The 25,699-nt window shown below is 55.5% G+C and carries 31 protein-coding genes and 1 other annotated feature; of the genes, 6 read left to right on the top strand and 25 right to left on the bottom strand.

The genetic code is table 11. The features are described from left to right. Positions 1 to 58: 58 nt before the first annotated feature. The 12 genes from Q5705_20670 to Q5705_20615 all read right to left on the bottom strand — a co-directional run bounded on the left by Q5705_20670 (position 59) and on the right by Q5705_20615 (position 5,740). Positions 59 to 526, bottom strand: a complete 468-nt coding sequence (locus Q5705_20670) for a phage tail protein (protein WLI76948.1) — start codon at positions 524 to 526, stop codon at positions 59 to 61. Further along, positions 489 to 734 carry an Rz1-like lysis system protein LysC gene (gene lysC / locus Q5705_20665; protein ID WLI76947.1) on the bottom strand — a complete coding sequence of 82 codons (246 nt, stop codon included), beginning with the start codon at positions 732 to 734 and terminating at the stop codon, positions 489 to 491. The genes Q5705_20670 and lysC overlap by 38 nt, the downstream gene beginning before the upstream one ends. Then, on the bottom strand, positions 622 to 1,047 hold the full coding sequence (gene lysB / locus Q5705_20660; GenBank protein ID WLI76946.1) for an Rz-like lysis system protein LysB: 426 nt from the start codon (positions 1,045 to 1,047) through the stop codon (positions 622 to 624). The genes lysC and lysB overlap by 113 nt, the downstream gene beginning before the upstream one ends. Then, on the bottom strand, positions 1,044 to 1,553 hold the full coding sequence (locus Q5705_20655) for a lysozyme (protein ID WLI76945.1): 510 nt from the start codon (positions 1,551 to 1,553) through the stop codon (positions 1,044 to 1,046). Before Q5705_20655 ends, lysB begins: the two co-directional genes overlap by 4 nt. Beyond that, complete coding sequence (locus Q5705_20650; protein WLI76944.1) at positions 1,537 to 1,758, bottom strand: HP1 family phage holin; 222 nt, start codon at positions 1,756 to 1,758, stop codon at positions 1,537 to 1,539. The genes Q5705_20655 and Q5705_20650 overlap by 17 nt, the downstream gene beginning before the upstream one ends. Then, a complete protein-coding gene (locus Q5705_20645) occupies positions 1,749 to 1,952 on the bottom strand; it encodes a tail protein X (protein ID WLI76943.1) in 204 nt (67 codons plus the stop codon). The genes Q5705_20650 and Q5705_20645 overlap by 10 nt, the downstream gene beginning before the upstream one ends. A 202-nt stretch (positions 1,953 to 2,154) precedes the next feature. Further along, positions 2,155 to 2,340, bottom strand: coding sequence for a hypothetical protein (locus Q5705_20640; protein ID WLI76942.1), 186 nt, complete (start codon positions 2,338 to 2,340; stop codon positions 2,155 to 2,157). An 89-nt stretch (positions 2,341 to 2,429) separates the two neighbouring features. Then, positions 2,430 to 4,469, bottom strand: a complete 2,040-nt coding sequence (locus Q5705_20635; protein ID WLI76941.1) for a replication endonuclease — start codon at positions 4,467 to 4,469, stop codon at positions 2,430 to 2,432. After that, positions 4,470 to 4,691, bottom strand: a complete 222-nt coding sequence (locus tag Q5705_20630) for a TraR/DksA family transcriptional regulator (GenBank protein WLI76940.1) — start codon at positions 4,689 to 4,691, stop codon at positions 4,470 to 4,472. Next, positions 4,691 to 4,918, bottom strand: coding sequence for a DUF2732 family protein (locus tag Q5705_20625; GenBank protein ID WLI76939.1), 228 nt, complete (start codon positions 4,916 to 4,918; stop codon positions 4,691 to 4,693). Before Q5705_20625 ends, Q5705_20630 begins: the two co-directional genes overlap by 1 nt. Before the next feature lie 67 nt (positions 4,919 to 4,985). Beyond that, positions 4,986 to 5,324: a DUF5347 domain-containing protein gene (locus Q5705_20620; GenBank protein ID WLI76938.1), complete on the bottom strand. Its 339-nt coding sequence runs from the start codon at positions 5,322 to 5,324 to the stop codon at positions 4,986 to 4,988. A gap of 38 nt (positions 5,325 to 5,362) precedes the next feature. Next, a complete protein-coding gene (locus Q5705_20615; protein WLI76937.1) occupies positions 5,363 to 5,740 on the bottom strand; it encodes a Cro/Cl family transcriptional regulator in 378 nt (125 codons plus the stop codon). Between the two features lie 115 nt (positions 5,741 to 5,855). On the opposite strand from Q5705_20615, the gene Q5705_20610 reads away from it, so the two are divergent. Then, positions 5,856 to 6,701 (top strand): phage repressor protein CI, encoded by an 846-nt coding sequence (locus Q5705_20610; protein ID WLI76936.1) that lies wholly within the window; start codon positions 5,856 to 5,858, stop codon positions 6,699 to 6,701. Between the two features lie 6 nt (positions 6,702 to 6,707). After that, positions 6,708 to 7,757 carry a site-specific integrase gene (locus tag Q5705_20605; protein WLI76935.1) on the top strand — a complete coding sequence of 350 codons (1,050 nt, stop codon included), beginning with the start codon at positions 6,708 to 6,710 and terminating at the stop codon, positions 7,755 to 7,757. Between the two features lie 260 nt (positions 7,758 to 8,017). On the opposite strand, the gene clpB is transcribed toward Q5705_20605, so the two are convergent. From clpB to rluD, 3 genes are all read right to left on the bottom strand, one after another. Beyond that, positions 8,018 to 10,591 (bottom strand): ATP-dependent chaperone ClpB, encoded by a 2,574-nt coding sequence (gene clpB / locus Q5705_20600; protein WLI76934.1) that lies wholly within the window; start codon positions 10,589 to 10,591, stop codon positions 8,018 to 8,020. Positions 10,592 to 10,720: 129 nt separating this feature from the next. After that, on the bottom strand, positions 10,721 to 11,452 hold the full coding sequence (gene yfiH, locus Q5705_20595; GenBank protein ID WLI76933.1) for a purine nucleoside phosphorylase YfiH: 732 nt from the start codon (positions 11,450 to 11,452) through the stop codon (positions 10,721 to 10,723). After that, entirely contained in the window at positions 11,449 to 12,429 is a 981-nt protein-coding gene (rluD, locus tag Q5705_20590; protein WLI76932.1) for a 23S rRNA pseudouridine(1911/1915/1917) synthase RluD, read from the bottom strand. Before rluD ends, yfiH begins: the two co-directional genes overlap by 4 nt. Before the next feature lie 131 nt (positions 12,430 to 12,560). On the opposite strand from rluD, the gene bamD reads away from it, so the two are divergent. From bamD to pheA, 4 genes are all read left to right on the top strand, one after another. Beyond that, positions 12,561 to 13,298, top strand: coding sequence for an outer membrane protein assembly factor BamD (gene bamD / locus Q5705_20585; GenBank protein WLI76931.1), 738 nt, complete (start codon positions 12,561 to 12,563; stop codon positions 13,296 to 13,298). Between the two features lie 268 nt (positions 13,299 to 13,566). Beyond that, positions 13,567 to 13,905, top strand: coding sequence for a ribosome-associated translation inhibitor RaiA (gene raiA / locus Q5705_20580; protein ID WLI76930.1), 339 nt, complete (start codon positions 13,567 to 13,569; stop codon positions 13,903 to 13,905). A 101-nt stretch (positions 13,906 to 14,006) separates the two neighbouring features. Then, positions 14,007 to 14,132 (top strand) — a sequence feature (Phe leader region). Then, the gene (pheL, locus tag Q5705_20575) at positions 14,008 to 14,058 is read left to right on the top strand and encodes a pheA operon leader peptide PheL (GenBank protein WLI79072.1); all 51 of its coding nucleotides are present in this window, start codon (positions 14,008 to 14,010) and stop codon (positions 14,056 to 14,058) included. (Overlaps the previous feature by 51 nt.) A 22-nt stretch (positions 14,133 to 14,154) precedes the next feature. After that, positions 14,155 to 15,315, top strand: coding sequence for a bifunctional chorismate mutase/prephenate dehydratase (pheA, locus tag Q5705_20570; GenBank protein WLI76929.1), 1,161 nt, complete (start codon positions 14,155 to 14,157; stop codon positions 15,313 to 15,315). On the opposite strand, the gene Q5705_20565 is transcribed toward pheA, so the two are convergent. From Q5705_20565 to tssF, 10 genes are all read right to left on the bottom strand, one after another. Next, complete coding sequence (locus Q5705_20565) at positions 15,312 to 16,184, bottom strand: SMP-30/gluconolactonase/LRE family protein (protein WLI76928.1); 873 nt, start codon at positions 16,182 to 16,184, stop codon at positions 15,312 to 15,314. The two genes, pheA and Q5705_20565, sit on opposite strands and share 4 nt — an antisense overlap. A 68-nt stretch (positions 16,185 to 16,252) precedes the next feature. Beyond that, on the bottom strand, positions 16,253 to 17,374 hold the full coding sequence (gene tyrA, locus Q5705_20560; protein ID WLI76927.1) for a bifunctional chorismate mutase/prephenate dehydrogenase: 1,122 nt from the start codon (positions 17,372 to 17,374) through the stop codon (positions 16,253 to 16,255). A 9-nt stretch (positions 17,375 to 17,383) separates the two neighbouring features. Further along, positions 17,384 to 18,454, bottom strand: a complete 1,071-nt coding sequence (gene aroF, locus Q5705_20555; GenBank protein WLI76926.1) for a 3-deoxy-7-phosphoheptulonate synthase AroF — start codon at positions 18,452 to 18,454, stop codon at positions 17,384 to 17,386. A 179-nt stretch (positions 18,455 to 18,633) separates the two neighbouring features. Next, on the bottom strand, positions 18,634 to 19,986 hold the full coding sequence (locus tag Q5705_20550; GenBank protein WLI76925.1) for a PepSY-associated TM helix domain-containing protein: 1,353 nt from the start codon (positions 19,984 to 19,986) through the stop codon (positions 18,634 to 18,636). Between the two features lie 62 nt (positions 19,987 to 20,048). Beyond that, positions 20,049 to 20,486: a DUF2946 domain-containing protein gene (locus Q5705_20545; protein WLI76924.1), complete on the bottom strand. Its 438-nt coding sequence runs from the start codon at positions 20,484 to 20,486 to the stop codon at positions 20,049 to 20,051. A 134-nt stretch (positions 20,487 to 20,620) separates the two neighbouring features. Then, positions 20,621 to 21,835 carry a VasL domain-containing protein gene (locus Q5705_20540; protein WLI76923.1) on the bottom strand — a complete coding sequence of 405 codons (1,215 nt, stop codon included), beginning with the start codon at positions 21,833 to 21,835 and terminating at the stop codon, positions 20,621 to 20,623. 82 nt (positions 21,836 to 21,917) lie between these two features. Further along, positions 21,918 to 22,361 (bottom strand): type VI secretion system baseplate subunit TssE, encoded by a 444-nt coding sequence (tssE, locus tag Q5705_20535; GenBank protein ID WLI76922.1) that lies wholly within the window; start codon positions 22,359 to 22,361, stop codon positions 21,918 to 21,920. A 1-nt stretch (position 22,362) separates the two neighbouring features. Further along, complete coding sequence (gene tssJ / locus Q5705_20530; GenBank protein WLI76921.1) at positions 22,363 to 22,899, bottom strand: type VI secretion system lipoprotein TssJ; 537 nt, start codon at positions 22,897 to 22,899, stop codon at positions 22,363 to 22,365. Further along, entirely contained in the window at positions 22,880 to 23,980 is a 1,101-nt protein-coding gene (tssG, locus tag Q5705_20525) for a type VI secretion system baseplate subunit TssG (protein WLI76920.1), read from the bottom strand. Before tssG ends, tssJ begins: the two co-directional genes overlap by 20 nt. Beyond that, entirely contained in the window at positions 23,935 to 25,698 is a 1,764-nt protein-coding gene (gene tssF, locus Q5705_20520; GenBank protein WLI76919.1) for a type VI secretion system baseplate subunit TssF, read from the bottom strand. Before tssF ends, tssG begins: the two co-directional genes overlap by 46 nt. Position 25,699 lies beyond the last annotated feature (1 nt).

The raw sequence follows: 25,699 nt of genomic DNA, 5'->3' as shown, positions 1-25,699 counted from the left end.
AACAAGGCTGTCCGGCTTTTGGCACAACGCGGCCTCGGCCGAAACGGTGTGTCGGCAATTACTCCTGCCAGCGGCTGACCAGTTCGCCGCTGATATAGAGCTCTTTCGGGCGGGTGACGGGCACCGGCGGCAGCGGTTCCGGCAGCGTTTCGGCTTGCAGCACGCCATTGACCTCTTTCACCTGGGTGCGCTCGGTCAGTTGCAAAATGATGCTCACATCCTGCGTGCCATCGCTGTTCGTCAGCAGCGACCAGCTAAAGCCGCCTTTTTGACCCGCCTCGACCGTGAGAATGTCAGGCTGGTTGTCGCGCAGCCACACCATCACCGGCACGAAAAGCGTGTCGATGTCACCGGCAAAGCCGCTCACGGTGACATTGAGGCTGAACTGTTTTTCAAACGATAACGAGGTGGCAAGCGTGGCGGTGTTCGTGCCTTTATCCACCCACAGACGCAGCATTGAAGGGGTATCGTGCAGCACCGGAACGGCGTCAATCAGGGCGGTGCGCAGCGAGTTGGGTTTTAGCATTTATCTCATCCTGGCAGTGTTTAAGGGTTTCGACCTGTAATGCGCACTGCTCCAGCGCGCGCTCAAGCCGGCGAATATCGGCGCTCAAATCGCCATTAGTTTGCGGATCGCTTCCCGGCATCGGACACAGGCTGACCTGCGGGCAACTGTTGTAAACAATGACCGGCGGAGGGGCAGGCGGGGCGCTGGTGCACCCGGCGCACAGCAACAGGTAGCTCAGCGCTGTACCAGCGGCGAAACGCATCATTTTCATTTATCAACCTTGTAATCGCTTGCTCACGTAGCACGGCCTGAGCGCTTGCCGCATTGAGATGCTGGCGCAGCGTCACTTGCGCCTGCTGATTTTTCTCGGCCAAAGAGGCGGCGGCGTTCAGGGTGGTTTTAAGCCGAACGATGGTGTCGTTTTGCTCGCGCGTAAGCTGTTGGGATTGCGTCAGTGACGCCCGTAATGCATGGTTTTGCTGAATCAGCCACAGCAGACCCAGCGCGGCCAGCAGCAGGGCGACGAGACGGGCGCTCATTTTGCCCCCTGCAAACACCACGCGCTTTCGCGCTGGCGGCGGTTTTCCAGCCCGCGGTTGCGCACGCCGTTGACGAATGTCCAGCGCGGCAGTTGTTCGCAGGCCTGCTTCCACTGCTTATGTCTGAGAAACCAGGCAAGCGTTGAGGCGCAGGCCGCGCCGCTGCCGACGTTAAAGGCGAAACTGACGACGGCGTCATACACCCGATCGGGCATCTCAACCGGCACACAATTTGCCAAATCACGCTCAACATGCAGCACATCGGCCACCATGTTCACGGCGGCCTCTTTCTCGCTGATATCGCGTTTCGGCATGACATTCGCCGTGTGGCCAATGCCCGAGGTCCAGACGCCCGCGCTGCATTGATAAGGACGCAGGCGGCAACCTTCGAGATCGGCAATCAGCGCCAGCCCCTGTTGCGAGGTATGCAGCAGACGAAAATTGGGGAGCAACACCGCCAGCGCCAGCACGGCAGCGGCGCTACAGCGTTTAACGGGTAAGCCCATTCACCACCTCCTGGCTGACCGCGCAGGATTTGAGGAATAAATAACTTTTACGCCGGTAATACCAGTTCACGCCAACGGTGAAGGCGACACCCAGCGCGCCGAAGTAAGCAGCGAAATCTTGCGGCGTCATCGCACCGAAAAAGGTCAGAGCGACGCTTATCCAGTACGCCAGCGATGAGCTGATTTTTTCGATACTTACGCCCATAGATTCACCGTTTCCTGCGCCGCCTGAACCGGGACTTCGGGCAGATTGACCTGCGTACCATGCGGCAGCACGACGCCCAGTTCCGCAAGCCCGGGATTGGCAGCCAGCACGGTTTCTACGACACCCTGCGTACGCCCGTAATAGCGCAGGCAAAGAACATCGAGGGTATCGCCTTGTTGTGTAATCGCATTCATCGTTTCGCTTCTCTTACCATCCGGAAGGTTTTTTCCAGTGTTAAGTCTCCCGGCAGAAGGCGATGGACGCTATTGATCCGGGCTGGGTTGTGGCTGGCACAACAGGGGAGGGGGCGTGAAAAGGGGAAATGAGCGCACCGGGCTTTATGACGGCAAAGCCCGGTGTGTAGTGTGATTACGGCCAGAGGGGAATGGCGGCGGGCTATTCGGCTTTGTAAAAAATATCCTCGTCATCAGGCTTTGTATTCTCGCTTTCTGCCAGGTCTGCAATCAGGCTCAGGGCCAGCTTCAGATCGGAGGGTTTGCAGTTAGCAATAAGCGACACCTCGGCAATGAATTGCACGCATGCCCATTTGTGCTGAGTCTGATTTAGTCGTTCAAAGACCATGAATTCCTCTCATGAATTCTCTTACTGTATGTTTATACAGTATCATAGGCTGGATATTTATGGGAAGCGAAGATTATTTTGTTTCATCACTATGTCGCTGATAAAAAACCAGTATTGTGAATCATTAAATATTCTTGCCGTGAATCGTCTGCTAGAAAGTGATTATTCTTAATGATATTAATCCTCTCTTTTCGCCGCACTTTCTGCTCGTTGAGGATATCGTGCCGCAGCCAGCCGGTGAGCTGACGACGCTGATACCGGTTCAGCGATGTGCCGGGTTCGAAGGGCGTACAGTTATTGACAGAACTCCAAGAGGGCGCAGTTGCGCCCTGAACAGCAACCTCTGCACGCTTTGGCACGATCGTCCATTTTTTTAAGCGGGTCAGAATGGGCGACCCGCTGCCGACGGCGGTGTCGTACACTCCACGGATGCGCACGGTCGGCTCGCCATATTGGTTAAAACCCTCTTCGGTTTCATACAGTGTGCGTACCTGCAAATCGTCACGGCGGACAAACGGCCCGCCCTGGGCATTCACGTACCCGGCCCAGTCCCCGGCATCGGCGGCGTCATGCGCCTGAGCGAATTCCACACTTAACCCCTGGGCTGTTGCGCTGTCTGCCATTTTTCGCAGTTCACGATAGACGGTAACGGGCGCACCGCCGACAAACTGAAACTGGCGGATATGCCAGCGGGCAGCCCACGCGGAAACCGCACAGGCGCTCTCTTTTAGCGGCGCATCAGTTTCGTTGTCGATTTCGTTATCAAGAGCATAGCCATCGATATTCTTGGCGATATATTTCGCCACATAGCCGGTGGCGCTGCCTTTTTGCGCATCGATGGCGTCGACATGAAAACGCGCTTTTTTCGCTTTTTCGCTGCGCAACTCATGCGCATCTTGCTGCATGGTGAAATCCCCGAGGATCGCGCGCACGTTCGCCGTATCTTGCGGTTGCATAAACAGCAGCAAATGCCAGTGCGGTGTGCCGTCGTGGTGCGGTTCGGCCACGCGGATGCCAAAAATGCGCAGGCCGCTGCGGTGCAATTTGGCGCGAATGCGCGCCCACATACGGGTAAAGTAACCCTGTGTTTGCGCCGGGCTGGCGCCGTTCCATTTTGGGTTACGGTGGCCCGCGCGGGTGGTCGCATGCCAGGCTGAAGGCGCGGTCAGGGTGTAAAACTCACCCACGTAACCCAGACTCTGGCAGATGGTCTCGAAGCCGCGAATGCGCGTCATCAGCTCGCAACGGCGGATTGCCGGGTTCGCCACCGATCCGTCGTGCTTATCGATAAGGCTGATACGGTTTCCCTCTTCATCTTCCAGTTCCATGCTTTTAAGAAACTCACGATGACGGCGTTTTTGTTCACGCCAGGCGGTGACGCAATCCTGGCTGGCGTAGGGCTGTTTTTTCTTACTGACGTTGCCAAGCGCAATGTGCAAATGTTCCCGCCACTGGGCGGCGGTGCGCCGAAGATGCCCGCGCCACCACTGTTCACTGAACAGGCGGATCACCGCCGGGGCGATATCTTCGGCACAGGCCCGTTTTTGCGTTACCCGCTGCCAGTGCGGCGGCGTGACGTTAAATTGCAGGGCAATGAAGCCCGCGTGCATATACCAGCGGTGCAGGGTTTTCAGCTCGCTTTCGGCAACGTTTTCAATATTTGCCAGTTCACCGCGAATAAAATGGGCGATATCCCCGGCCAGCCGGTCGATGCTGGTCTTTGCCATATCCGGCAGCTGGTTGTAGCGGGTTAAGAGCGAGACTAAGCGGTGGGCTAAATCCTGCTGGACAGCCGTGTCGAAGTGGCCTTTAAACACGGCTTTTGAGACGCGCGATTGCAGGGGGTTTAGCTGATAGCGCTGCGTGACCGCCTGAAGCCCAGGAAGTGTGCGTTGAAAAAAACGCAGCAAATAAGCGTGGGCGCGCGCCGCACCCTGCGCTTTTTCCAGTGCATCTGCCGCGCGGGAAATGGACACCCGCACGCATTCAGGCTGGAGTGCCAGCGCATGACGCGCCTGCAACAGCGCCGCAATATGCTGGTTGCGGCGCTGTTGTTCGGCGTGAGTCAGATAAGGGCTGGCGATGGCGGCGCGCGGCGCGTTCCAGGGATAAGCCAGGCGAACAGCCAATTAGCGTCTCCTGAAGTGCTTGTCTTTACGTTCGGCAATCTGCTGGCAACTTACGCAGCAGGTCACCCCCGGTAGCGCCATGCGCCGCGCCTGTGGGATTGGCGCGTCGCAGCTTTCGCAGGTCAACCGTGAAGGCAACCGCAAACGGCTTCGCGCATGGAGGATATGCCGTTCGCGCTCCTCCATTTCCCGTTGTTGGGCAAGATCCATTTCATCGGCCATCAGTGCAACTCCAGCGCCTGGTTATCAATATGGTTGGCTTCCTGGCGCAGCAGTTCGGCGGCATCGCTCCAGTCGAGCCGCTGTGTCGCGATAAACGTCGCCAGCACGTCCAGCCGGGCAGAGACAGCTCCGGCGCAGCGCAGACGTTCGTTGTTACGAGTTTCAGCCAGCAGCAGAGTTACCTCTTCGGCGCTGCGACCTGGCTGGTGGTTAGCGGTTTTTCTCATGGTCATTCTCCTGAATTTGGGCAAAGGGATGCCCGACGGGTAAACGTCATGGTGGTTACGTTAGGGGTTACAGCGGCATGGTTAGCCGTTTGGGAAACAGGCTGACTACCGCGCGAAAATGGTTCATGGCCGCAATCACGGCGCGCTTCTCATCAAGGGTTAGCGCCTGTGGGTCAAGCGCCTGACGGGCCGCCGGCACTCTGGCAAGAAAGAAGATCGCCGCCAGCGCACGGCTGTTCTCTTCAAACTGTTCATCACGCTTATCGCGCAGGTCGGTGATAAAGCGTGCCACTTCACTCCAGCTATCGCCCCAGTAGCGCGAGCGAATTTCGCTGAGATGGTTTAGCCCGGCGAGTCGCTCTCCGGCGCTCAGCGGCGCAGTGGCGACGGAAGATGTGATAGCCATAGTGCCTCCTGCTTTACTCTGAGCTTGCAAAAGCAAATTCAGCTAAAAGACGGACCGGAACGGCGATCGATATAGCGACAGTCGATCGCCTGCTGGGTTAATTTGTCGCGCCAGGCTTTCACATTGATCAGTGTCCGGCTGCGTTTGCCGGCGTTCTGCGGGGCGGAATAGTCGCGCGTCGGGGCTTTCAGCAGCACGCCTTCGTCAAGCCATTGCCACACCAGACGCTCGCTCACCCCGCGCATGGCGGCGAAATCTTTTACCGTCATGGCATCGGACATGGCTGAGCGGATCAGCGTTTGCAGGGCCGGAAGCAGGGCGGACATCAACTCATCCATCTGACCATGAGTAAATGTCCTGGATTGCATTTGAGAGTCGGATAACGGATGCGACGGCATTGATTTTGCATCTGACATACCGCATTATCTCCTGTTGTTTGAAATGTACTGCACTGCTGTGCATTCTGATCGATGTACAGCAATATAAATCGCAAATGCGATTATGTAAATCACTTTTTCGATGTTGGTATCCATGAGTGAAAACAAGATGAGTGTTCAGGATGTGATTGAGCGTATTGCTGCGTCCTATTCCGTCTCCAGCCAGAAGGCGCTCGCAGAGGCGCTTGACGTGCCGGCGAACAATATTAGTAGCTGGATCCAGCGCGACAGCGTGCCCTATAAAGCGGTGGTCAAATGCGCACTGGATACCGGGGCGGATCTGCACTGGCTGGTTAATGGCGAATTTGCAAATGCGAATTTAACCGAGAAGCCTGCGCTCAAAGGCAAAGCGCTGTACGACGAGATCCTCTCAGCGGGCGGTCGCCCGGTACTGCGTCGTATCCTCGATGCTTACGGCTTTCAGATGCAAAAAGATCTGGGCGATTTGCTTGATATCTCGTCGGGTACGATCAGTACCTGGGTGCGACGGGAGTTTTTCCCCGGTGATGTGGTGGTGACGTGCGCGCTTGATACGGGTGTGTCGCTGGGCTGGTTAGCGACGGGCAAAGGCGAGATGTACCCCGCGCCGGTGGTCGCGCAAAATGATGCGGTGCTGAGCATCCCGAAATTTCGCCATGAATCCGGCGAACTGAAAGAAGCGGGTGTCTGGACACTGGATCGCTCGCTGGCTCCCTCTTCCACCGACAGCCTGAATTTTATCGAAGGGCTAAATGCCGCATGGCTGGTGGATACTTCGGCGCAAAAAATTGGCAATGGCCGCTGGTTTATCAGCATCGATGATGCGCTGGATGTGTTTGATGTGGTGCGTTTACCCGGCGGCAAAGTGCGTCTCACCAACGGTGCGGTGGACTTTGAGTGCAATGTGACGGAAATCGTGCCGTTTGGCGTGGTGGTTTTCACACTGGAAAAACATGTGTAAGCGGCAATGACGGTCAGCAAACAGAAAAACGGTAAGTGGTTGTGCGAGCTTTACCCGCAGGGGCGGGAAGGGCGGCGTATCCGCAGGCAGTTTCATACCAAAGGCGAAGCCGAAGCGTTCGAAGCCTGGACGAAAAAAGAGGCGCAGGATAAGCCGTGGCTGGGTGAAAAAGAGGATCGGCGGCGTTTAAGCGAGCTGATTGCGCTTTGGTATAAACTGCATGGCCAGTCTCTGGCGGCGAGTAAATCGCGGCTGGCGAAACTGGAGATTGTCTGTCGCGGGCTTGGCGACCCGACTGCTGCGCAACTGACCGCCAAAGCCTGGGCGCACTACCGTGACCAGCGGCTAAGCGGGGAGATCGATAACGGCTACACCCCTGACAAAGCGAAGTGGAAAGTGAAGCCGGTGACGGTAAACCGCGAGCAGCACTATTTGAGCGCGGTGTTCAACGAACTGCGGCGTCTCGGCGAATGGTCGCTGCCCAATCCCCTTGAGAACGTGCGCGCTTTTCGTGAGAAAGAGCGTGAAATGTCCTGGCTGACGCAGGCGCAAATCGCCGGGCTGCTTGCTGCTTGTGAGCGTTACGGTCATACGGATTTGACGCGGGTTGTGAAAATCTGTCTTGCCACCGGCGCGCGCTGGCGTGAAGCGGAAAGCCTGACCCGGACGCAGCTTTCGCCCAACAAGCTCACCTTTGTAAAAACCAAGGGCGGTAAAAACCGCACCGTGCCAATTCCGCAGTGGTTGTTCGATGAGCTTGCGCCGCTGAAGGGGCCGCTATTCCAGCCGTGCTACCCGGCGTTTACGAAGATGCTGGTCACCACCGACATTGCGCTTGCGGAAGGGCAGAAAACCCACGTGCTGCGTCACACCTTCGCGTCACATTTTATGATGAATGGCGGCAACATCCTGGTGCTGCAACGTATCCTCGGCCACGCCAATATCCGCGAAACTATGCGTTATGCTCACTTCGCGCCAGACCATCTTGAAGAGGCGGTAAGCCTTAACCCGCTCTCTTATTTAAGTGGCGACAAAACGGCGACAGAAGGTGCATAGCTCTGCAATTCAATGCACTTAACGCGTGATGGGTTGGCCGAAAATAAAGACAAACACCCGCAATGCCGGGAGCGCCTGGAAAAGCGGTTGTGCCGTGTCAGTGGAGGCGCATTATAGGGAGTTAATTCTGGCTGACAACCCTTAATTTGAAAAAAGTTGCCGTTCGCTCACTTTCCAGGCAAAAACCGCTTAAAAGCGCCATTCCTGGCGGTTTATTAAACAAAAACGGGCCCATAGGGCCCGTTTTTCATCTTTACTATTTACTGCACAGCAACAATTCGATCGTCTTTCACAACAAGCTGCACCGGTTTGCCCGGAATCAGTTCGCCGGAAAGGATCTGCTGCGCCAGCGGGTTTTCTATTTGTTGCTGGATTGCACGTTTTAAAGGACGGGCACCATATACCGGATCGTACCCGTTCGCACCGAGCAGTTTCAGCGCCTCGTCAGAGATGGTCACGCTATAGCCGCGCTCTTCGAGACGTTTATACAGACGCTGCAACTGGATCTGCGCAATAGACGCAATGTGTTGTTCACCCAACGGATGGAACACAACTACTTCATCAATACGGTTGATGAATTCCGGACGGAAGTTCTGGCTAACCACACCTAACACCAGCTCTTTCATATGGCTGTAATCCAGATCGCCAAAACGTTCCTGAATCAAATCGGAACCCAAGTTAGAGGTCATAATGACTACCGTATTACGGAAGTCTACCGTTCTGCCCTGCCCATCCGTCAAACGGCCATCGTCCAGCACCTGCAACAGTATGTTGAAAACATCCGGGTGCGCTTTTTCCACTTCATCCAGCAGGATGACGGAATAAGGGCGACGACGAACTGCTTCCGTCAGGTAACCCCCTTCTTCGTAGCCGACATATCCCGGAGGCGCACCGACCAAACGAGAAACGGAGTGTTTTTCCATAAACTCAGACATATCAATACGTACCATCGCATCGTCGCTATCGAACATGAAATTCGCCAGCGATTTGCACAGCTCGGTTTTACCTACCCCGGTCGGACCGAGGAAAAGGAACGAACCGATCGGCCGGTTCGGATCTGACAAGCCCGCGCGGCTACGGCGAATGGCGTTCGAAACGGCCTCAACCGCTTCGTCCTGACCAATCACGCGATGGTGCAGATCATGCTCCATACGCAGTAATTTTTCCCGCTCGCCTTCCATCATCCGCGACACAGGAATGCCGGTCCAGCGCGCCAGCACTTCAGCAATTTCGGCATCCGTCACGCGGTTACGCAGCAGACGCATGGTTTTGCCTTCCGCCTGAGTTGCAGCGGCCAGTTGTTTTTCCAGCTCAGGGATTTTCCCGTACTGCAATTCGGACATCCTGCCCAGGTCGCCGTTGCGCCGCGCTTGTTCCATTGCGATTTTTGCCTGCTCCAGCTCCGACTTAATGGTCTGCGTTCCTGAGAGCGAGGCTTTTTCGGCTTTCCACTCTTCTTCTAAAGTAGAGTACTGACGCTCTTTGTCTTCCAGTTCTTCGTTGAGCATGTCGAGGCGTTTTTTGCTGGCCTCATCAGACTCTTTCATCAACGCCCGCTGTTCCAGCTTAAGCTGGATAATACGGCGATCGAGCCGGTCGAGCTCTTCCGGTTTGGAGTCGATTTGCATACGAATGCTGGATGCCGCTTCATCAATCAGGTCGATAGCTTTATCCGGCAATTGTCGGTCGGAAATGTAGCGATGCGACAGCGTTGCCGCCGCGACAATCGCCGGGTCAGTGATCTGCACATGGTGGTGCAGCTCATAACGCTCTTTCAGACCACGCAAAATAGCGATGGTGTCTTCCACCGTCGGCTCTGCCACCAGCACTTTCTGGAAACGACGTTCCAGCGCCGCATCTTTTTCAATATATTGACGATACTCATCCAGCGTGGTTGCGCCTACGCAGTGCAGCTCACCGCGGGCCAGCGCTGGTTTCAGCATGTTCCCCGCATCCATAGCACCGTCCGCTTTACCGGCTCCGACCATGGTATGCAGTTCGTCAATAAACAGAATGACGTTGCCTTCCTGTTTCGACAGATCGTTGAGCACACCTTTTAAGCGCTCTTCAAACTCACCGCGGTATTTTGCTCCCGCCACCAGCGACCCCATGTCCAGCGCCAACACACGGCGGCCTTTCAGGCCTTCGGGCACTTCGCCGTTCACAATGCGCTGCGCCAGCCCTTCAACGATGGCAGTTTTACCGACGCCAGGTTCACCAATCAGTACTGGGTTGTTTTTGGTACGCCGTTGCAAGACCTGAATAGTACGGCGAATTTCTTCATCACGACCGATCACCGGGTCAAGCTTGCCCTGTTCGGCACGCTCGGTCAGATCAACGGTAAATTTTTTCAAGGCCTGACGTTGGTCTTCTGCTCCCTGATCATTCACGTTTTCTCCCCCACGCATTTGTTCGATTGCCTGAGTCACATTCGCGGTATTTGCACCGGCTGATTTCAGCAAATCGGTCAACGTGCCGCGTGATTCCAGCGCAGCCAGAACAAAGAGTTCTGACGATATAAAGTTGTCGCCCCGTTTTTGCGCCAGCTTGTCGCAAAGGTTAAGCACACGCACCAAATCCTGCGATGGCTGCACATCGCCGCCGGTGCCTTCCACCTGCGGTAAGCGGCTTATCGCTTGTTCGATAGCGGTGCGTAACTGGCCAGCATTCACGCCGGCAGAGGTTAATAAAGGTTGAATCGAACCGCCTTCCTGGTTCAGCAAGGCGCTCATTAAATGAAGGGGTTCGATGAATTGGTTGTCGTGCCCGAGTGCGAGTGACTGGGCATCGGCAAGAGCAAGCTGGAATTTATTGGTAAGACGATCCAGACGCATAACTCCTCCCATAACAGGTCAAAATTGCTACTGGAGATTAAATGAGGTCATCCCTCAATTATTCAAGGTGAATGACCTGAATTATGCGAAAGAAAACTTACGCGTACTGGATCGTCTTGATTCTTTAGGTTATATCAGCCAAATGAAACTTGCCATACGCCCGGTCGTCTTGTCCCGGCGGTATGAGAAAAAATCATCCTTCTGGCTAAAGGTACAATGCTCGCCACCGAACACGTGCTCTACGCCAACGCTTGCCAGCCGCTGACGTGCAAGCTGGTAAATATCCGCAAAATATTTCTCGCCATGCGCGCGAAAAGCACTGTCGGCTTGCGCATCATGGGCGATAAACGCGTCGCGCACTTCAGGTCCAACTTCAAAGGCTTGCGGGCCGATCGCCGGGCCAAACCATGCCAGCAGGTTTTCTGGCTTATCGGCAAAGCACGCCACTGTTTCCTCTAATACGCCTGCGCACAACCCGCGCCAGCCCGCATGGGCGGCAGCGACTTCGGTTCCGTCGCGGTTACAGAAAAGCACCGGCAAACAGTCCGCAGTCATCACCGCGCAAACTGTGCCGGGCGTGTTGCTATAAGAGGCATCCGCCCGTTTCGACGCATACGGTTCGCCGCTAAGCTTCAACACGTCAATGCCGTGCACCTGCTCAAGCCACACGGGTTTTGAAGGTAAGCCAGCTGCGGCAAACAGGCGTGTGCGGTTCTCTTCCACGCGCGCAATATTGTCGCCGCAATGTGCGCCCAGGTTCAGCGAATCATAGGGAGGCAAGCTTACGCCGCCAATACGCGTCGAGCTGCATGCCGCCACGCCTTTCGGTAGCGGCCAGTCCGGGAGGATCAGTTTGGTCATAACCAGGCGACATCATCCTTGTGGGTTTCAAAATCTGCGCGCATGGCGTCGATTAAATCCACCATATCTTGTGGGATTGGCGCGTGCCATTCCATTTCGATACCGCTGATCGGGTGATAAAGACGCAGCATTGTGGCGTGGAGCGCCTGGCGGTCAAACTTACGCAGCGCATCAATGAAATCGTCTGATGCACCTTTCGGCGGGCGAGGACGGCCGCCATAAAGCTGATCGCCCACCAGCGGGTGGGTGATATGCGCCATATGCACACGGATTTGGTGCGTACGGCCCGTTTCCAGACGCAGACGCAGACGTGTATGGACGCGGAAATGTTCCATGATGCGGTAATGCGTCACCGCCGGTTTGCCCATCGGGTGCACCGACATATGGGTGCGTTTGGTCGGATGGCGGCTGATAGGCTCTTCAACCGTGCCGCCTGCGGTCATGTGACCAATTGCCACGGCTTCATATTCGCGGGTGATTTCGCGCAGTTGTAAAGATTCAACCAGCCGCGTTTGCGCTGGCACGGTTTTCGCCACCACCATCAAACCGGTGGTATCTTTGTCCAGTCGGTGGACAATCCCGGCACGTGGAACATCGACGATCGGCGGATAATAATGCAGCAATGCATTAAGCACTGTGCCATCAGGATTACCCGCGCCAGGATGAACAACCAGGTCGCGCGGTTTGTTGATGACGATAATGTCATCATCTTCATAGACGATATTCAGTGGGATATCTTGCGGCTCAAAGCGCGCTTCTTCTTCAATTTCCGCATTAATAGCAATGCGCTCTCCACCCAACACTTTCTCTTTCGGTTTGTCGCTAACGACGCCGTTGACCAGCACGCGCTGGTCGAGAATCCATTCTTTTATACGCGAACGTGAATAATCCGGGAACAATTCGGCCAAAGCCTGATCTAAGCGTTGACCGAGTTGTTTTTCGGATACCGTTGCGGTGAGTTGTACCAGTTGTGCCATATACAGCTTCTTCGTTAACGTTGGGTTTTACGGCTTCGCCGTTTAATATAGTGTGCTATTGTAGCTGGTCTTAGTCGGGAGCAGGAATAAAGAATCTCCCGCATGAACATTCTGAGGAAAGTCTAAACGTTATGACGCGCTTGAAATATCTGGTGGCAGCCGCCACGTTGAGTCTGGCTTTGGCGGGTTGCTCCGGTTCAAAGGAAGTGGTGCCTGATAATCCGCCAAATGAAATCTACGCGACAGCCCAGCAAAAGCTGCAAGACGGTAACTGGAAGGCGGCAATAACGCAACTGGAAGCGCTGGATAATCGTTATCCGTTTGGTCCTTACTCACAACAAGTGCAGTTGGATCTCATCTACGCTTACTACAAAAATGCCGATCTACCGCTGGCGCAAGCCGCCATCGACCGCTTTATTCGCCTCAATCCGACGCATCCCAACATCGATTATGTGATGTATATGCGCGGCCTGACCAATATGGCGCTGGATGACAGTGCATTGCAGGGTTTCTTCGGGGTTGATCGCAGCGATCGCGATCCGGCACATGCGCGTGACGCATTCAACGATTTCTCCAAGCTGGTACGTGGTTATCCGCAAAGTCAGTACGTTACCGATGCGACTAAGCGTCTGGTGTACCTGAAAGATCGTCTGGCGAAGTATGAATATTCGGTTGCGGAATACTACACCGATCGCGGTGCCTGGGTTGCGGTGACAAATCGCGTAGAAGGTATGCTGCGTGACTTCCCGGATACGAAAGCGACCCACGATGCGCTGCCGTTGATGGAACGAGCCTACCGCGAGTTGCAACTGAATGCGCAGGCGGACAAAGTGGCAAAAATTATTGCGGCCAACAACAGCAATTCATAACGCTTACAAAATGCACAACGGCAGCTTCAGGGTTGCCGTTTTTTTATCCAGAGCATTTTTAGCTGAACCGGTTTAGCTGCAATGCATCCTGTCAACTATGACCGCTAATCCAGGCTTCTACAAGGTATATTTGCCCTCTTCCTGCCCTGCCTCACAAAACCTTTTCTTTGACAAAAAGTGACAAAACAATGTGATTTTCATCACGCTTTTTGACATAAGGCACGGTATGCTGAAATTACTTAGACGGAAAGACAGAGAGGTAAAATTTATGACAATGAACATTACCAGTAAACAAATGGAAATTACTCCGGCAATCCGCCAGCATGTCACAGACCGTCTCGCCAAACTGGATAAATGGCAAACTCAACTGATAAACCCGCATATCATCCTGTCGAAAGAGCCCCAGGGCTTTACCGCCGATGCAACGATTAACACACCAAACGGACAACTGGTTGCCAGCGCGAAACATGACGATATGTACATCGCAATCAATGACTTGATTAACAAGCTGGAACGGCAGCTCAATAAAGTGCAACACAAAGGTGAAGCACGTCGCGCCGCAACATCGGTGAAAGACGCAAGCTTCGTTGAGGAAGAAGAAGAGTAGTCTCTACATTGAGTCCATCGCAACGCGCCTGCGGGCGCGTTTTTTATTGACAGGGCAAAAACAGTGCGGGTACTGTACTTCGGTCACTCACAGGAAAACACCATGCAACTTGTTCCGTTCTTCTTCGCATTCTTTTTTACCTTCCCCAATTAGGGAGGCGATTCGTTTTGTGATAAAGAATGCGAAGACGAACAATAAAGCCTCCCCCGCCGGGAGGCTTTTTTATTGATAACAATGAAAGGCAACAACATGACGGCTGAAAACCCCTTACTGGATTTACGCATAAAGATCAGTGCACTGGATGAGCAGTTGCTGACTCTACTGGCCGAACGCCGCCAGCTCTCGATTGAAGTTGGCAAGGCCAAGCTGGATTCCCATCGCCCGGTGCGCGATATCGATCGCGAACGGGATTTACTTGAGCGCTTAATTGAACTGGGCAAAACGCATCATCTGGATGCTCATTACATCACCCGCCTGTTTCAGCTCATCATTGAAGATTCCGTCCTTACCCAACAAGCGCTGCTCCAGCAGCACCTGAATAAAACCAATCCCCACTCTGCGCGCATCGCCTTTCTCGGGCCGAAAGGATCCTATTCGCATCTGGCCGCGCGCCAGTATGCCGCACGCCATTTTGAGCAATTTATTGAAAGCGGCTGCGCAAAGTTCCACGACATTTTTAATCAGGTCGAGACGGGTCAAGCGGATTACGCCGTCGTCCCGCTGGAAAATACCAGTTCCGGGGCGATTAACGACGTCTATGACTTACTCCAGCACACCAGTTTGTCGATCGTTGGTGAACTCACCGTGCCCATCGATCACTGCGTGCTGGTTTCCGGCACCACACAACTTGAGCAGATTGAAACGGTTTACAGCCACCCGCAGCCTTTCCAGCAGTGCAGCCAGTTTCTGAACCGCTATCCGCAGTGGAAAATTGAGTATTGCGAAAGTACCTCCGCGGCGATGGAAAAAGTGGCGCAGATGAATTCACCGCATGTGGCGGCACTGGGTAATGAAGCTGGCGGCGCGCTGTACGGTTTGCAGGTGCTGGAGCGCAACCTGGCAAACCAGACACAAAACATCACCCGTTTTGTGGTGCTGGCGCGTAAAGCAATTGATGTTTCCGATCAGGTTCCGGCTAAAACAACCGTGCTGATGGCGACAGGCCAACAAGCAGGTGCGTTAGTCGAAGCGCTGCTGGTGCTGCGCAATCACAATCTGATTATGACCAAACTGGAATCGCGCCCGATTCATGGCAACCCGTGGGAAGAGATGTTTTATCTCGATATTCAGGCCAACCTGCACTCCCCGGCGATGCAAAAAGCGCTGCGCGAACTTGGCACTATCACCCGTTCGCTGAAAGTCCTCGGTTGCTACCCGGGCGAAAACGTGGTCCCCGTCGACCCGGTTTAACCCTCTTTAAAGAGCGGTTTCTTCACCCCTGCCACCGAAACAGGCAGGGTGAAGATAGCGCCGGAAAGCGGATATTGCGCCACTTCGTCGTCGTCCATATTTTCACGCGTAGTGGTAATAAACAGCGTTTTCATATCATCACCGCCAAAGCAGACCATCGTCGGGCAACGCACCGGCAAACGATGTTCCTCCAACTGCTCACCCTGCGGCGAAAAACGGGCAATACGCCAGCCATCAAACATTGCGCTCCAGTAACACCCTTCAATATCCATGGCCGCGCCATCGGGAATGCCTTCCCCTTCATTGAAGCGGCGAAAAACCTCACGTTTCCCCGGCTCGCCCTGCTCATCCAATGGCGTACGGTAAATCACGCCGTTCGGCGTATCCGACGTGAACATCCATTTTTTATCGTGGCTGAATGCGAGGCCGTTAGCGCCGTGGATATCGCACTGCACCACTTTTGGCGTTAAGTCGTTGTCTACACGCAGCAACAGCGCGCCGTTGTAATCGCCCGGTGCCCAGAAGGTGCCCGCATAGAAACGGCCAAGGTGATCGGTGCCGCCATCGTTAAAACGCGCCAGTTGCGGGTTCGACGGGTTATCGCACACTTTTTGTCGCAGCAAACCGCGCTCATCGCTCAGCCAGATGGCCTGGCGCATGGCAACAATAAAACCGCCTTTCTCGCGGATCGCGAAACAGCCCACTTCTTCGGGAAAGGAGAGCACCGTATGCTCGCCCGTTGCCAACCGGTAACGATGAATTTCACCTTCCAGAATATCGGCCCAGTAGAGCGCCTGTTCTGATTCGCTCCAGGTCGGACATTCCGGCAAATGCCCGGTGTAATCAAACAGCGTTTGCAGTTCAGCCATTGCGCATCCCTTAAATGAAAAAAGCCAGCGGATCACCACTGGCTTTTCAGTATAAACGGCTTTTGCACTTACGCCCGGCTGTCGTTCGCCTGGCGCAGCAGGACACGGCTTTCGCTCTGGAAGCGCTGGGCATAATCGCCGAACCAGTGCTCCACTTTGCGGAAACTGTCGATAAAGGCTTGTTTATCGCCCTGCTCCAGCAAACCAATCGCTTCGCCGAAACGTTTGTAGTAGCGCTTGATCAGCGCCAGGTTGCTGGAAGAAGACATAATAATGTCGGCATAAAGCTGCGGATCCTGGGCAAACAAGCGTCCGACCATCGCCAGTTCAAGCCGGTAAATCGGCGACGAGAGCGCAAGCAACTGCTCAAGCTGCACATTCTCTTCGGCCAGATGCAGACCGTATGCGAAGGTAGCAAAGTGGCGCAGCGCCTGGATAAACGCCATGTTCTGATCGTGTTCGACCGCGCTGATGCGATGCAAACGCGCGCCCCATACCTGAATCTGTTCCAGAAACCACTGGTACGCTTCCGGTTGACGCCCGTCGCACCAGACCACCACCTGCTTGGCTAAGCTGCCGCTGTCCGGGCCAAACATTGGGTGCAGACCCAGCACTGGCCCTTTGTGCGCCGACAGCATCGCCTGCAACGGGCCACTTTTCACCGACGCGAGATCAACAAGAATGCAGTCTTCCGGCAGCGGAGGCAATTTGGCGATAACCTGCTCGGTAACGTGAATTGGTACGCTGACAATCACCATGCCTGCATCGGCCACCAGCTCGCTCGCCTGCGCCCAATCCTCTTTCTCCAGCGTCCGCACCTGGTAGCCCGACAGCGTCAACATCTTGCCAAACAGTTGCCCCATCTGGCCGCCGCCGCCAACAATAACAACCGGGCGCAGTTCAGGACACAGGGTTTTGAAGCCTTTATCGTTTTCGCTGGAATAGGATTCGCGCATTACACGGCGCAGCACGTCTTCAATCAGATCCGGCGGAACTCCCAGCGACTCCGCTTCTTTGCGGCGCGAAGCCAGCATGGAGGCTTCACGCTCGGGGACATAAATCGGCAGACCATATTTGCTTTTGACTTCGCCCACTTCCGCCACCAGCTCCAGACGGCGCGCCAGCAAATCCAGCAGCGCCTTATCCACTTCATCGATTTGATCGCGCAGCGCGGTCAGTTCAGCAACCATAACACCCTCTTATGCAAAACGCGCCGCCAGGCTGTTACGCAGATCGTTATCGATTTCACGCAGCAGCGCTTCGGTCGACTCCCAACTGATGCAGGCATCGGTCACGGAAACGCCGTACTTCATTTCGCTGCGCGGCTGCTCTGAAGATTGATTGCCTTCATGAATATTACTTTCAATCATCAACCCGGTAATCGAGCGGTTTCCATCTTTAATTTGCGCGACCACAGACTCGGCAACGGCAGGCTGGCGGCGGTAATCTTTATTGGAATTACCGTGGCTGCAATCTACCATCAGCGACGGTTTCAGTCCCGCCTGTTGCATCTCTTTTTCACACTGGGCGACATCTGCCGGGCTGTAGTTCGGCGCTTTACCGCCGCGCAAAATCACATGCCCGTCCGGGTTACCCTGGGTTTGCAGCAGGCAAACTTGCCCGGCCTGGTTGATACCTACAAAGCGGTGCGGCATGGCGGCGGCGCGCATCGCATTGATTGCGGTCGCCAGGCTGCCATCGGTACCATTTTTAAAACCAACCGGCATCGACAAACCCGACGCCATTTCGCGGTGTGTCTGCGATTCCGTGGTACGCGCGCCAATCGCTGACCAGCTAAACAGATCGCCCAGGAACTGCGGACTGTTCGGATCCAGTGCTTCGGTCGCCAGCGGCAGCCCCATACTGACCAGCTCAACCAGCAGACGACGCGCAATCTTCAGGCCTGCTTCCACATCAAACGAGCCATCCATGTGCGGATCGTTAATCAGCCCCTTCCAGCCAACGGTGGTACGGGGTTTTTCAAAATAGACGCGCATCACCAGGTAGAGGCTATCGCTGACCTCTGCGGCAAGGGTTTTAAATCGACGAGCATATTCAATCGCAGCTTCTGGATCGTGAATCGAACAAGGGCCACAGACCACCAGCAGGCGCGGATCGCGACCGGCAATAATATTGGAGATGGTCTGGCGAGACTGCGCGATTTGCGCTTCTTGTTCAGCAGTAAGCGGGAAAGCTGTTTTTAATTGTTCCGGAGTGATCAGAACATGTTCGTCGGTGATGTGTATGTTGTTCAGCGCGTCTTTTTGCATGATGGATTCCTGTATGGCTCGTGTGCGATAGGTTTTCCTCAGGTGAGGGAAACGCCACCTTACCATATCCGGTAAAGATTTCAATCCACAATCCGTACATATTACTTTACACAACCAATTTAAGTAGCTTATTCATTGCTGCGAGGTGTAATTATATTTTTACACTTCGCAGCTTGTCGTTATCCTTGTGTGACGACTGTACGCTGAGCGAGGCGTTTCCAGCGCAGCGCATCAATCAGTAAAAACAGCAGCAGGCTGCCGCCCATTACCGGCATCGCCAGCCCCAATAACAGCGCGACCATCGCGACCCAAACACGCGCGGCAATACCCAGACCTGACCAGCAATGCAACAGAGTGTCATTCGCCATTGCCGGGCGGCGGATCCACCACAGGCGATAACCCACAACAATCATCACGCACAGGGCGCAGCCAAAGGCAATCAACACCACCTGGTTCACAACCCCGAATAATATGCCCATATGAAAGTCTACGCCCCAGCGCGTGAGTTTCGCCATTAAGGGAAAATCAGCAAAGCGGGTGCGATCGACCACCGCCAGCGTGCTGCCATTGATTGCCACCGCGTCTACTCGCGTGGGCCAGCCGCGATCGACTTCCGTCACCGTCCAGGCTGTATCCATGCTACGCGGCGGGCGGATTTCAACTTTGCTGGCGGTAATTCCGGCTTCCTGCGCACGGCGCAGCACCGCGTCGAATTGCGTAAGATCCGGCGTCATATCCGGCATGTTCATTCCCTCATGCTGCATATGATGTTCCGCATGGGGATCAACCGCCTCTGCCGCGCCGTGAAGCTGGGTGTTAACCTGCGGGGTCATCCAGCCGAAGGCTGCGCGCATCTTATCAACATTGCCGCCTGCCCACTGTGACCAGGTCAGGCCGGTGGCGGAAAACAACACCATGCCAGCCAACAGGATCCAGCCCAGCGTGACATGCAAACGACGGTGGTTTTGTATCCTGTTTGTGATCCGCCGTTTGGGCCGGGTAAAAAACCACAGCGCAATCCCGCCGAGGGCGGCGATCCACATCCATGACGCCGCCAGCTCACTGTAGTTGCGACCGATATCGCCAAGCAGCAGCGAGCGATGGAAATAGTCAATCCACTGGCGCAGCGGCAAGATCCCGCTGGTGCCGTAGACCGTCATATCCCCTGTCACGTGCAGCGTGACCGGATCAATAAAGATGGCGCGGTTTTCCGACACGCCGAGTTGCGGGTCGGAAAACATCACGCGCGTGGTGTTATTCCCGCTGAGTCCAGGGCGCACCGCATGCAGGCGCAAATGGCCGCCGGTGACCTGTTCGGCAACCGCAATCTGCTTAGCCAGCGGCTGATGTTCGCCACTCTCAACACCATAAAGCGCATCCTGGTAGAGCCAGTTTTCCAGTTGCGGCGTCGCCACATACAGCGTGCCACTGAGGGCCGCGATAAAGATAAAGGGGCCAACGAACAGGCCGATGTAAAAATGCAGGCGTCGCAGCAGGTTAAGCCACGCCGCACGAGGGGTGCAGGAAGTCATACTTTTCCTCAGGAAGAGTAAAAATGTGCCGTTTCGCTTAGGCGAACGAACTGTTTTTTATGTCAGGAAAAGCAGTGTTGCGGCGGCGCGCGGGTGTCCGGCCAAAGCCCAGGAAAAATGTACCAGTGCCGGTTTTTTTGCCGCGCGGGTCTTTTGCTCATGCGCAGCACGCGGCCGAGCAGCAGGAAAACAATCAGGAAAATCAGGCCTGGAACGTGAGCCAGCAACACGCAGTAACCACAGGCTTCGGCGTGATCCACCGGCAGGCTCTGCGGAGAATGTTCATGGTGAGACATCTCATGATGCGCGGGCATCGGCATACTCATCTCGTGATGCATACCGGGCATGGCACTCATGGGATCTTGTTGCAGGGTAGTGGAAATCAATGGGGCGACGAGGATAAGCAGGATCGCAAACAGCGCCAGCCATGTGGCTGCACGTTGCGCTGCATTATGATGAAAAGCGTTCTTCACCGCATCTCCTCCAGGTCGAGGCGGCATTGTAATGTAATCAGTGGCAAAAAGCGCCTGCAAAACTTAGTTACTCCGCTTTTCCAGGCGCTCCCGGCATTGCGGGTGTTTGTCTTTATCGTCGGGTATTACAGCTCGCTCAGGCCGCATGAATATAAGGTGATTTAAGGCGTTATTGCCTGTTGTTTTATCAGGGCATAACGGTTCAGTAACTGATTCAGATGGATATCCGTCTGCAACAGCAAGGGGGCCGGCAGTGGCGCTCCGCTCGATCTGCGGCTCAGTTGATACAGTTGCTCTTCCACCGGAACCGTATGCTCAAAGTTTTGCGTTATGGCAAACACCATCGACTTCAGTTCGGAGCCAGTAAGGTATTTACCTTTACGCTCATCCAGCGCGTTAAGGCGGTGAGTCAATATCTGAAGCCCTTCCATGCCCTGATGCCAGCCTGAAAGTACCTCAGGGGGCAGGGCATTCCCGGTGATATATTGCTGCCACTGCGTCTTCAGTTTTTCTGCCTCTGCGGGCTCGGCTCTGGCGGCCAGCACAAAACCATATTCCTGCTGCCACAACGGTGAAAGCTGCTCAAGTGCCGCCAGGGATGCCGTGCTGGATGTAACCGGCACAGGGATAACCGGCTGTGGATTGATACTGCGCCAGGCCAGTTGACCGGCAGTGCTAACGCCCAGCATCGTCACCATACCGGCAACAAATATCCGCCACGGTCGCCAGAAGGGAAGTACAGAGGGGAGCATGACAACACGTGGTTCTGTAGGTGCTCCGTGAGCAACATAAACCAGCGGATCAGCCTGTCGTGCAAAGGGTTGGGCGGCTGCGGAGGAAAGAACGACAGCCGCGCTGTCGTTGTGGTGACTGTCCAGGTTTTCCAGTCTTGTCGCGGCATTGTGCATAAAAGTACTTAGCTCTGCGAAATGGCTGGCATTTTTGAGCTCCAGACGCTGAAGCGCATCGCACAGGGCGTTGAGGTGGAGTTCCGCCTGGTAAACCAGCGGCAGTTCAGCATAATTGAGCGTTAGCGTGCGCAGCGTCGATTGCAGGCGCTGGCTGAGTCCCGCCAGGATTTCCACCCTCGCGTGAACCGGCTGCGGCCAGAACGATCCCCATTGATGCGTCAGTAGCGCTTCAATAATGGCAAGCCCTTCGTTTAGCCCTGCCATTCCCGCAATACGGGTTCGTGCGAGCGTGTACCAGGAAAGGGTCTGCAATTCAACGCCATTCTGGCGAAACAGCGACAGACTCAGTTCCTCCACGCGATACCAGTCAACATCCGGTCGCGCGGGATGAGTAAGCTTCGCCAGCTCATCGCGCAGAGCGGCATAATCCGGCTGCACCCGCGGGTCACCGCCTGTTTTTAGCATGTTATGGCTTTTCACTTTGAAACTCTTCTTCGGAGAAATTATGGCTTTGCTGACAGGTATTCGCTGACAGGAATGATATGGCTCAGATTTGAGCTTTACTGTCGAGATAGTGTTGCTGCTTAAGATGCCGCAGCAGGACGCGCCCTTCCGGCATCAGTTCCGTACCGTAGCGCACCAGCCCCACCCCTTTTAGCTCCGCATCGATGGCATAACGGAGCTCGCCGGGCTGCGTCTGTTCGAGCAGCACCACGTTCAGGCTTTTCAGACGCGGCTCGTACTTCAGCAACACATCTGAAAGGGTCGCCATCATCTGATGGGCGGTTCCGGGCATTCCCTGAAGGATCTTCGTCATATCAGGGATACCGTAATCTGGCAGATGCGCCAGCGTACCGGCACGGCAATTCAGGATGCGCTGCATATTGTCGAGCACCGACAGAATAAGCTGGTGAGTTTCACTGATCTGATGCAGATCCAGCCCCCCGGCAACATTGCCGAACAGCACGTCATACAGGGAGGGACGCGGCATGCTATTTATCCTCCACGGGCTTCAGCGCCAACCGGTTTTCACCAGCCTCGATAATACGGGGTTTGTCCGGGTCAAGGTCATCCCGGGAAAGCACCACCCGCCAGGTATTATTTTTCTGGTCCGGGGCGAGAAACATCGCCGCGACGGCCACATACTGTGCCTCCTCCTCCATCGGCAAATCCACTAACACGGCACCGCCGGGCTGGAGCCGGATATCTTTTTGTGCCACGACCTCCCCTTTCACCGCCTGACTGTCGCTGGCGAACAGCGACGGATAATCCGTACTGTCAAAGGCCTTACGATCCTTCAGCTGGTAAATGCGCACGACAGTGGACAACGATATGCCACTCGCATTGCTGTTAACCGCTTCACGCGCCCGGATATCAAGGTGCAGGGTTTTCACCTGTCTGAAAAAAATGGACTTTGTCACTGACACCGTGCCGTCCGTTACTTTTTGCGTCAGCCCGCAGCCCGCCAGTAGCAGGGCAAGCGCCACGGCTGCCAGGCCAGAGCCGGTTTTACCAGCGGTAATCGCCATTCTCATCGGTCTCCTTTTGTTGATAATTTTCCTGAACCCGCTGATAGCGACCCAGATTAATGGTGAATGACCCGGGTGCAGATAAGGGTCGGGAAGTCAGCGGTTTCATGACCGCTGTGCGTCCCAGTTGTGGGCTGTCCGTATCAGGATGAACACTAAGCCGGGCATCCGGCAGCAGTTCGCGGTTTACGCACAGTTGCAGGCGCACGTCCAGACGACTTCCGATGTAGACGTGCAGCAGTGCCAGTAGATCGGCGTGCAACTGGCCACCAGGCTGCCAACCCTGTGCTTCCTGCGCATCCCCGGTGGAGAGTTGCAGCAGCACCTGGCCATTCACATCGGTGGCGTGATCCCCCATGACCGGACGTCCTTTCAGGCTTACCGGCTGGCGTACACGCATGGCAACCGGCGCTCTCAGTGGAATGCGCCGACGGTCATGATGCCAGATGCGGGCGTGAGTCGAGGGTGCCAGCAGAGTGACCAGCGAGGTCAGGCCTTCTGCTGTGCGCCCTGGCAGAAGCATCGCCGGCAGCAGAGCCAGAAAGCGCGATACCGGCGCGGCAATATTGCGCGCGCACCCCTGAATACCGAGCCCGGCCAGACCCAGCAGGTACTGTGAAGTATTGTCCTGCCCACCCGCTTCAAAGGTGGCCGGATACGAGTATTTCCGCCAGATGCGGTAGTACTGAGCGATAAGGCGGTGGTTAAAAATATCGAGAAAATCCGTCGCTGCTTCATACCCCTCCCTCCGCTGTGCGATGTCATCGATATAGTGGGTCGGCAGTGGCGATTCGACGCCATATAACCCCATAAAGGTAACGCGCACCGTCGGCGGCAGGTGTGGGTGCTCCGGCTCTTCCGCGCCTTTGATTTCACTGGCCGGAAAGCCCATGCCCGGGTGCGGGCGAAAACGCACCGGCTCAAGACCTGGCTGCCAGCTACTGCCGATAACGGGCGAACCGGGCTGACTCTGTTCCAGCAACTGACCGAGGCGGTAAAAACTGGTATAGGGCAGATGCGCCTTGTACTGCGCTATCAGCCGGGCAGACGCGGGCTGTGATTCTCTTTCCACCGGATGCATTTTCCTTCTGGCTGAACAATCAGCGTGAGCTGGTTAAACTGGTTCATGTCGGCATACAGCGCCAGGAAGCGGTTGAGCATCTCTCCAAAGAGATGGATGTCGCCCTCGCTGGTAAAGCCGTTGCTGTCAAGGGTCACTTCCACATCCAGACCGCGCAGCAGAAACCCCTCTTCAAACCGCTGAATACGGTGATGCCTTACATCCTGAATAGCGTCCAGACGCCGGTTATTCAGTTCGTCGTCCGTCCAGTTATAGAGCGCCAGCGTGCCGCGCAGGACTTCGGCGCTGCTCATCATGTTCAGAAAACCGGCCCCGAGGTGGCTCATCACCCGCCAGTGAAAACGATCTTCTGCTGGCGGATAGACGGGTAAGGTGGGTTTACAAAGATTGTGCACAGCGACGCGGGTTTGCAGCGTCTGCTCGCAGCTGTCAAGCAGAGTGCTTTGCAACGCGCGACGGGGTAACTGGCCGTTAGTCCCGGTAATGCGCAGCGATATTGTTTCCCGCTCCGCCATTCTGTCAGCTTCCCACTGTTGTCCGCCCAGAATCAGCCAGGTGTCATGCATGCCTGTGACACCCCGCTTCACGCGGGTATGGTAGTAGCGTTCCGGCGCATCGCGGCGCAGCATACCGCCCCGATGACGAAAACTGGTAAAGGGGACATAGTCCGCACTGCCGGTACGTCCGGATCCCGTCACTGCATCCACGGAATAGATTTCCGTGTGTCCGTCCTGGAGGCGCTTCGGGCGCAGCAGGTATTCGCTCTCCAGACCGCTGATAGTCAGCGGGTCAGCTTCGAGGGTGAAGAGGTTAATCACCGGGACGCAGTGCAGGCGCAGGGCATCGTTCGTCACTGGCAGGTCGGCAGGCCACGGCGTGTTCAGTACCACCTCGATATCAAACCCCACCGTTCCTGCGGGCAACGTCATGTTCTCCAGCCCGTTGAGGTGAACGAACATAAACTTCTCCCGGAAGGTGAAATATTCCAGCAACAACTGGTAGCCACTAAAGGCACTGTCCCCTTTGGGCCACAGGCGGTCTTCCTCCGCAAAACCACCGGGCGAAAACCAGCCGTTCAGGGGGATCCTGTCGCCCTGCCCCGGCAAACGCAGATACATGGCGGCCTGGCGCCGGGTCATCATCAGGTGCAGGGTGCTGCTGACGGGAGACTCAGCGGCAAGATAGAAACAAAGGCGCCTCAGGTCAGACTGAGCCCAGTCCGCCTGCGGGCTACAGGCAAAGCGGATCCGCAACAATGAGCGTCCGTCCGGCTCTGTTGACATAGCCACGCCTTCCACCGCTATCGGATTAAGCGGCATATCCCGGGTGGTACGGTAACGGCAGACGGTATTTTTTGCGCCAATGGGCCGGGAAGTGATTTCAAGCCCCGCAGGCACCACTTCGGCCATTTTCATTGCCGACAACTGCGGCGTCAGCGCAACCACAGACAGGGACGGGATAGTGCGCAGGTAGTGAGGCCAGAGCATGCTGACCAGCCCTTCGGTCAGCTCCGGCAGGTCATCATCAATTTTCTGGCGTAGACGGCCCATGGAAAAGGCAAAGCCTTCAAACAGGCGCTCCACGTACGGGTCGGGTGTGCCCGCTTTGTCGAGGTCAAGCATCGCTGCCCGGTCAGGGTGAGTCCGGGCGAACTCCCGACCCGCTTCGCGCAGGTAACGCATCTCGGCGTCAAAATAACGCAGGGTTAAATCGTCCATT

The sequence above is a fragment of the Kosakonia sp. H02 genome, from assembly GCA_030704225.1.
Classification (GTDB): domain Bacteria; phylum Pseudomonadota; class Gammaproteobacteria; order Enterobacterales; family Enterobacteriaceae; genus Kosakonia.
The sequence above is the reverse complement of the archived record's forward strand: the minus strand, read 5'-3'. Positions and strand labels throughout refer to the sequence as shown.

What these genes read in the sequence shown, in the direction of transcription:
- Q5705_20670 (WLI76948.1), bottom strand. Translation starts at nt 526, where the DNA reads ATGCTAAAACCCAACTCGCTGCGCACCGCCCTGATTGACGCCGTTCCG.
- lysB (WLI76946.1), bottom strand. Translation starts at nt 1,047, where the DNA reads ATGAGCGCCCGTCTCGTCGCCCTGCTGCTGGCCGCGCTGGGTCTGCTG.
- Q5705_20655 (WLI76945.1), bottom strand. Translation starts at nt 1,553, where the DNA reads ATGGGCTTACCCGTTAAACGCTGTAGCGCCGCTGCCGTGCTGGCGCTG.
- Q5705_20650 (WLI76944.1), bottom strand. Translation starts at nt 1,758, where the DNA reads ATGGGCGTAAGTATCGAAAAAATCAGCTCATCGCTGGCGTACTGGATA.
- Q5705_20645 (WLI76943.1), bottom strand. Translation starts at nt 1,952, where the DNA reads ATGAATGCGATTACACAACAAGGCGATACCCTCGATGTTCTTTGCCTG.
- Q5705_20640 (WLI76942.1), bottom strand. Translation starts at nt 2,340, where the DNA reads ATGGTCTTTGAACGACTAAATCAGACTCAGCACAAATGGGCATGCGTG.
- Q5705_20630 (WLI76940.1), bottom strand. Translation starts at nt 4,691, where the DNA reads ATGGCCGATGAAATGGATCTTGCCCAACAACGGGAAATGGAGGAGCGC.
- Q5705_20625 (WLI76939.1), bottom strand. Translation starts at nt 4,918, where the DNA reads ATGAGAAAAACCGCTAACCACCAGCCAGGTCGCAGCGCCGAAGAGGTA.
- Q5705_20620 (WLI76938.1), bottom strand. Translation starts at nt 5,324, where the DNA reads ATGGCTATCACATCTTCCGTCGCCACTGCGCCGCTGAGCGCCGGAGAG.
- Q5705_20615 (WLI76937.1), bottom strand. Translation starts at nt 5,740, where the DNA reads ATGTCAGATGCAAAATCAATGCCGTCGCATCCGTTATCCGACTCTCAA.
- Q5705_20610 (WLI76936.1), top strand. Translation starts at nt 5,856, where the DNA reads ATGAGTGAAAACAAGATGAGTGTTCAGGATGTGATTGAGCGTATTGCT.
- Q5705_20605 (WLI76935.1), top strand. Translation starts at nt 6,708, where the DNA reads ATGACGGTCAGCAAACAGAAAAACGGTAAGTGGTTGTGCGAGCTTTAC.
- clpB (WLI76934.1), bottom strand. Translation starts at nt 10,591, where the DNA reads ATGCGTCTGGATCGTCTTACCAATAAATTCCAGCTTGCTCTTGCCGAT.
- yfiH (WLI76933.1), bottom strand. Translation starts at nt 11,452, where the DNA reads ATGACCAAACTGATCCTCCCGGACTGGCCGCTACCGAAAGGCGTGGCG.
- rluD (WLI76932.1), bottom strand. Translation starts at nt 12,429, where the DNA reads ATGGCACAACTGGTACAACTCACCGCAACGGTATCCGAAAAACAACTC.
- bamD (WLI76931.1), top strand. Translation starts at nt 12,561, where the DNA reads ATGACGCGCTTGAAATATCTGGTGGCAGCCGCCACGTTGAGTCTGGCT.
- raiA (WLI76930.1), top strand. Translation starts at nt 13,567, where the DNA reads ATGACAATGAACATTACCAGTAAACAAATGGAAATTACTCCGGCAATC.
- pheA (WLI76929.1), top strand. Translation starts at nt 14,155, where the DNA reads ATGACGGCTGAAAACCCCTTACTGGATTTACGCATAAAGATCAGTGCA.
- Q5705_20565 (WLI76928.1), bottom strand. Translation starts at nt 16,184, where the DNA reads ATGGCTGAACTGCAAACGCTGTTTGATTACACCGGGCATTTGCCGGAA.
- tyrA (WLI76927.1), bottom strand. Translation starts at nt 17,374, where the DNA reads ATGGTTGCTGAACTGACCGCGCTGCGCGATCAAATCGATGAAGTGGAT.
- aroF (WLI76926.1), bottom strand. Translation starts at nt 18,454, where the DNA reads ATGCAAAAAGACGCGCTGAACAACATACACATCACCGACGAACATGTT.
- Q5705_20550 (WLI76925.1), bottom strand. Translation starts at nt 19,986, where the DNA reads ATGACTTCCTGCACCCCTCGTGCGGCGTGGCTTAACCTGCTGCGACGC.
- Q5705_20545 (WLI76924.1), bottom strand. Translation starts at nt 20,486, where the DNA reads ATGCCGCCTCGACCTGGAGGAGATGCGGTGAAGAACGCTTTTCATCAT.
- Q5705_20540 (WLI76923.1), bottom strand. Translation starts at nt 21,835, where the DNA reads ATGCTAAAAACAGGCGGTGACCCGCGGGTGCAGCCGGATTATGCCGCT.
- tssE (WLI76922.1), bottom strand. Translation starts at nt 22,361, where the DNA reads ATGCCGCGTCCCTCCCTGTATGACGTGCTGTTCGGCAATGTTGCCGGG.
- tssJ (WLI76921.1), bottom strand. Translation starts at nt 22,899, where the DNA reads ATGGCGATTACCGCTGGTAAAACCGGCTCTGGCCTGGCAGCCGTGGCG.
- tssG (WLI76920.1), bottom strand. Translation starts at nt 23,980, where the DNA reads ATGCATCCGGTGGAAAGAGAATCACAGCCCGCGTCTGCCCGGCTGATA.
- tssF (WLI76919.1), bottom strand. Translation starts at nt 25,698, where the DNA reads ATGGACGATTTAACCCTGCGTTATTTTGACGCCGAGATGCGTTACCTG.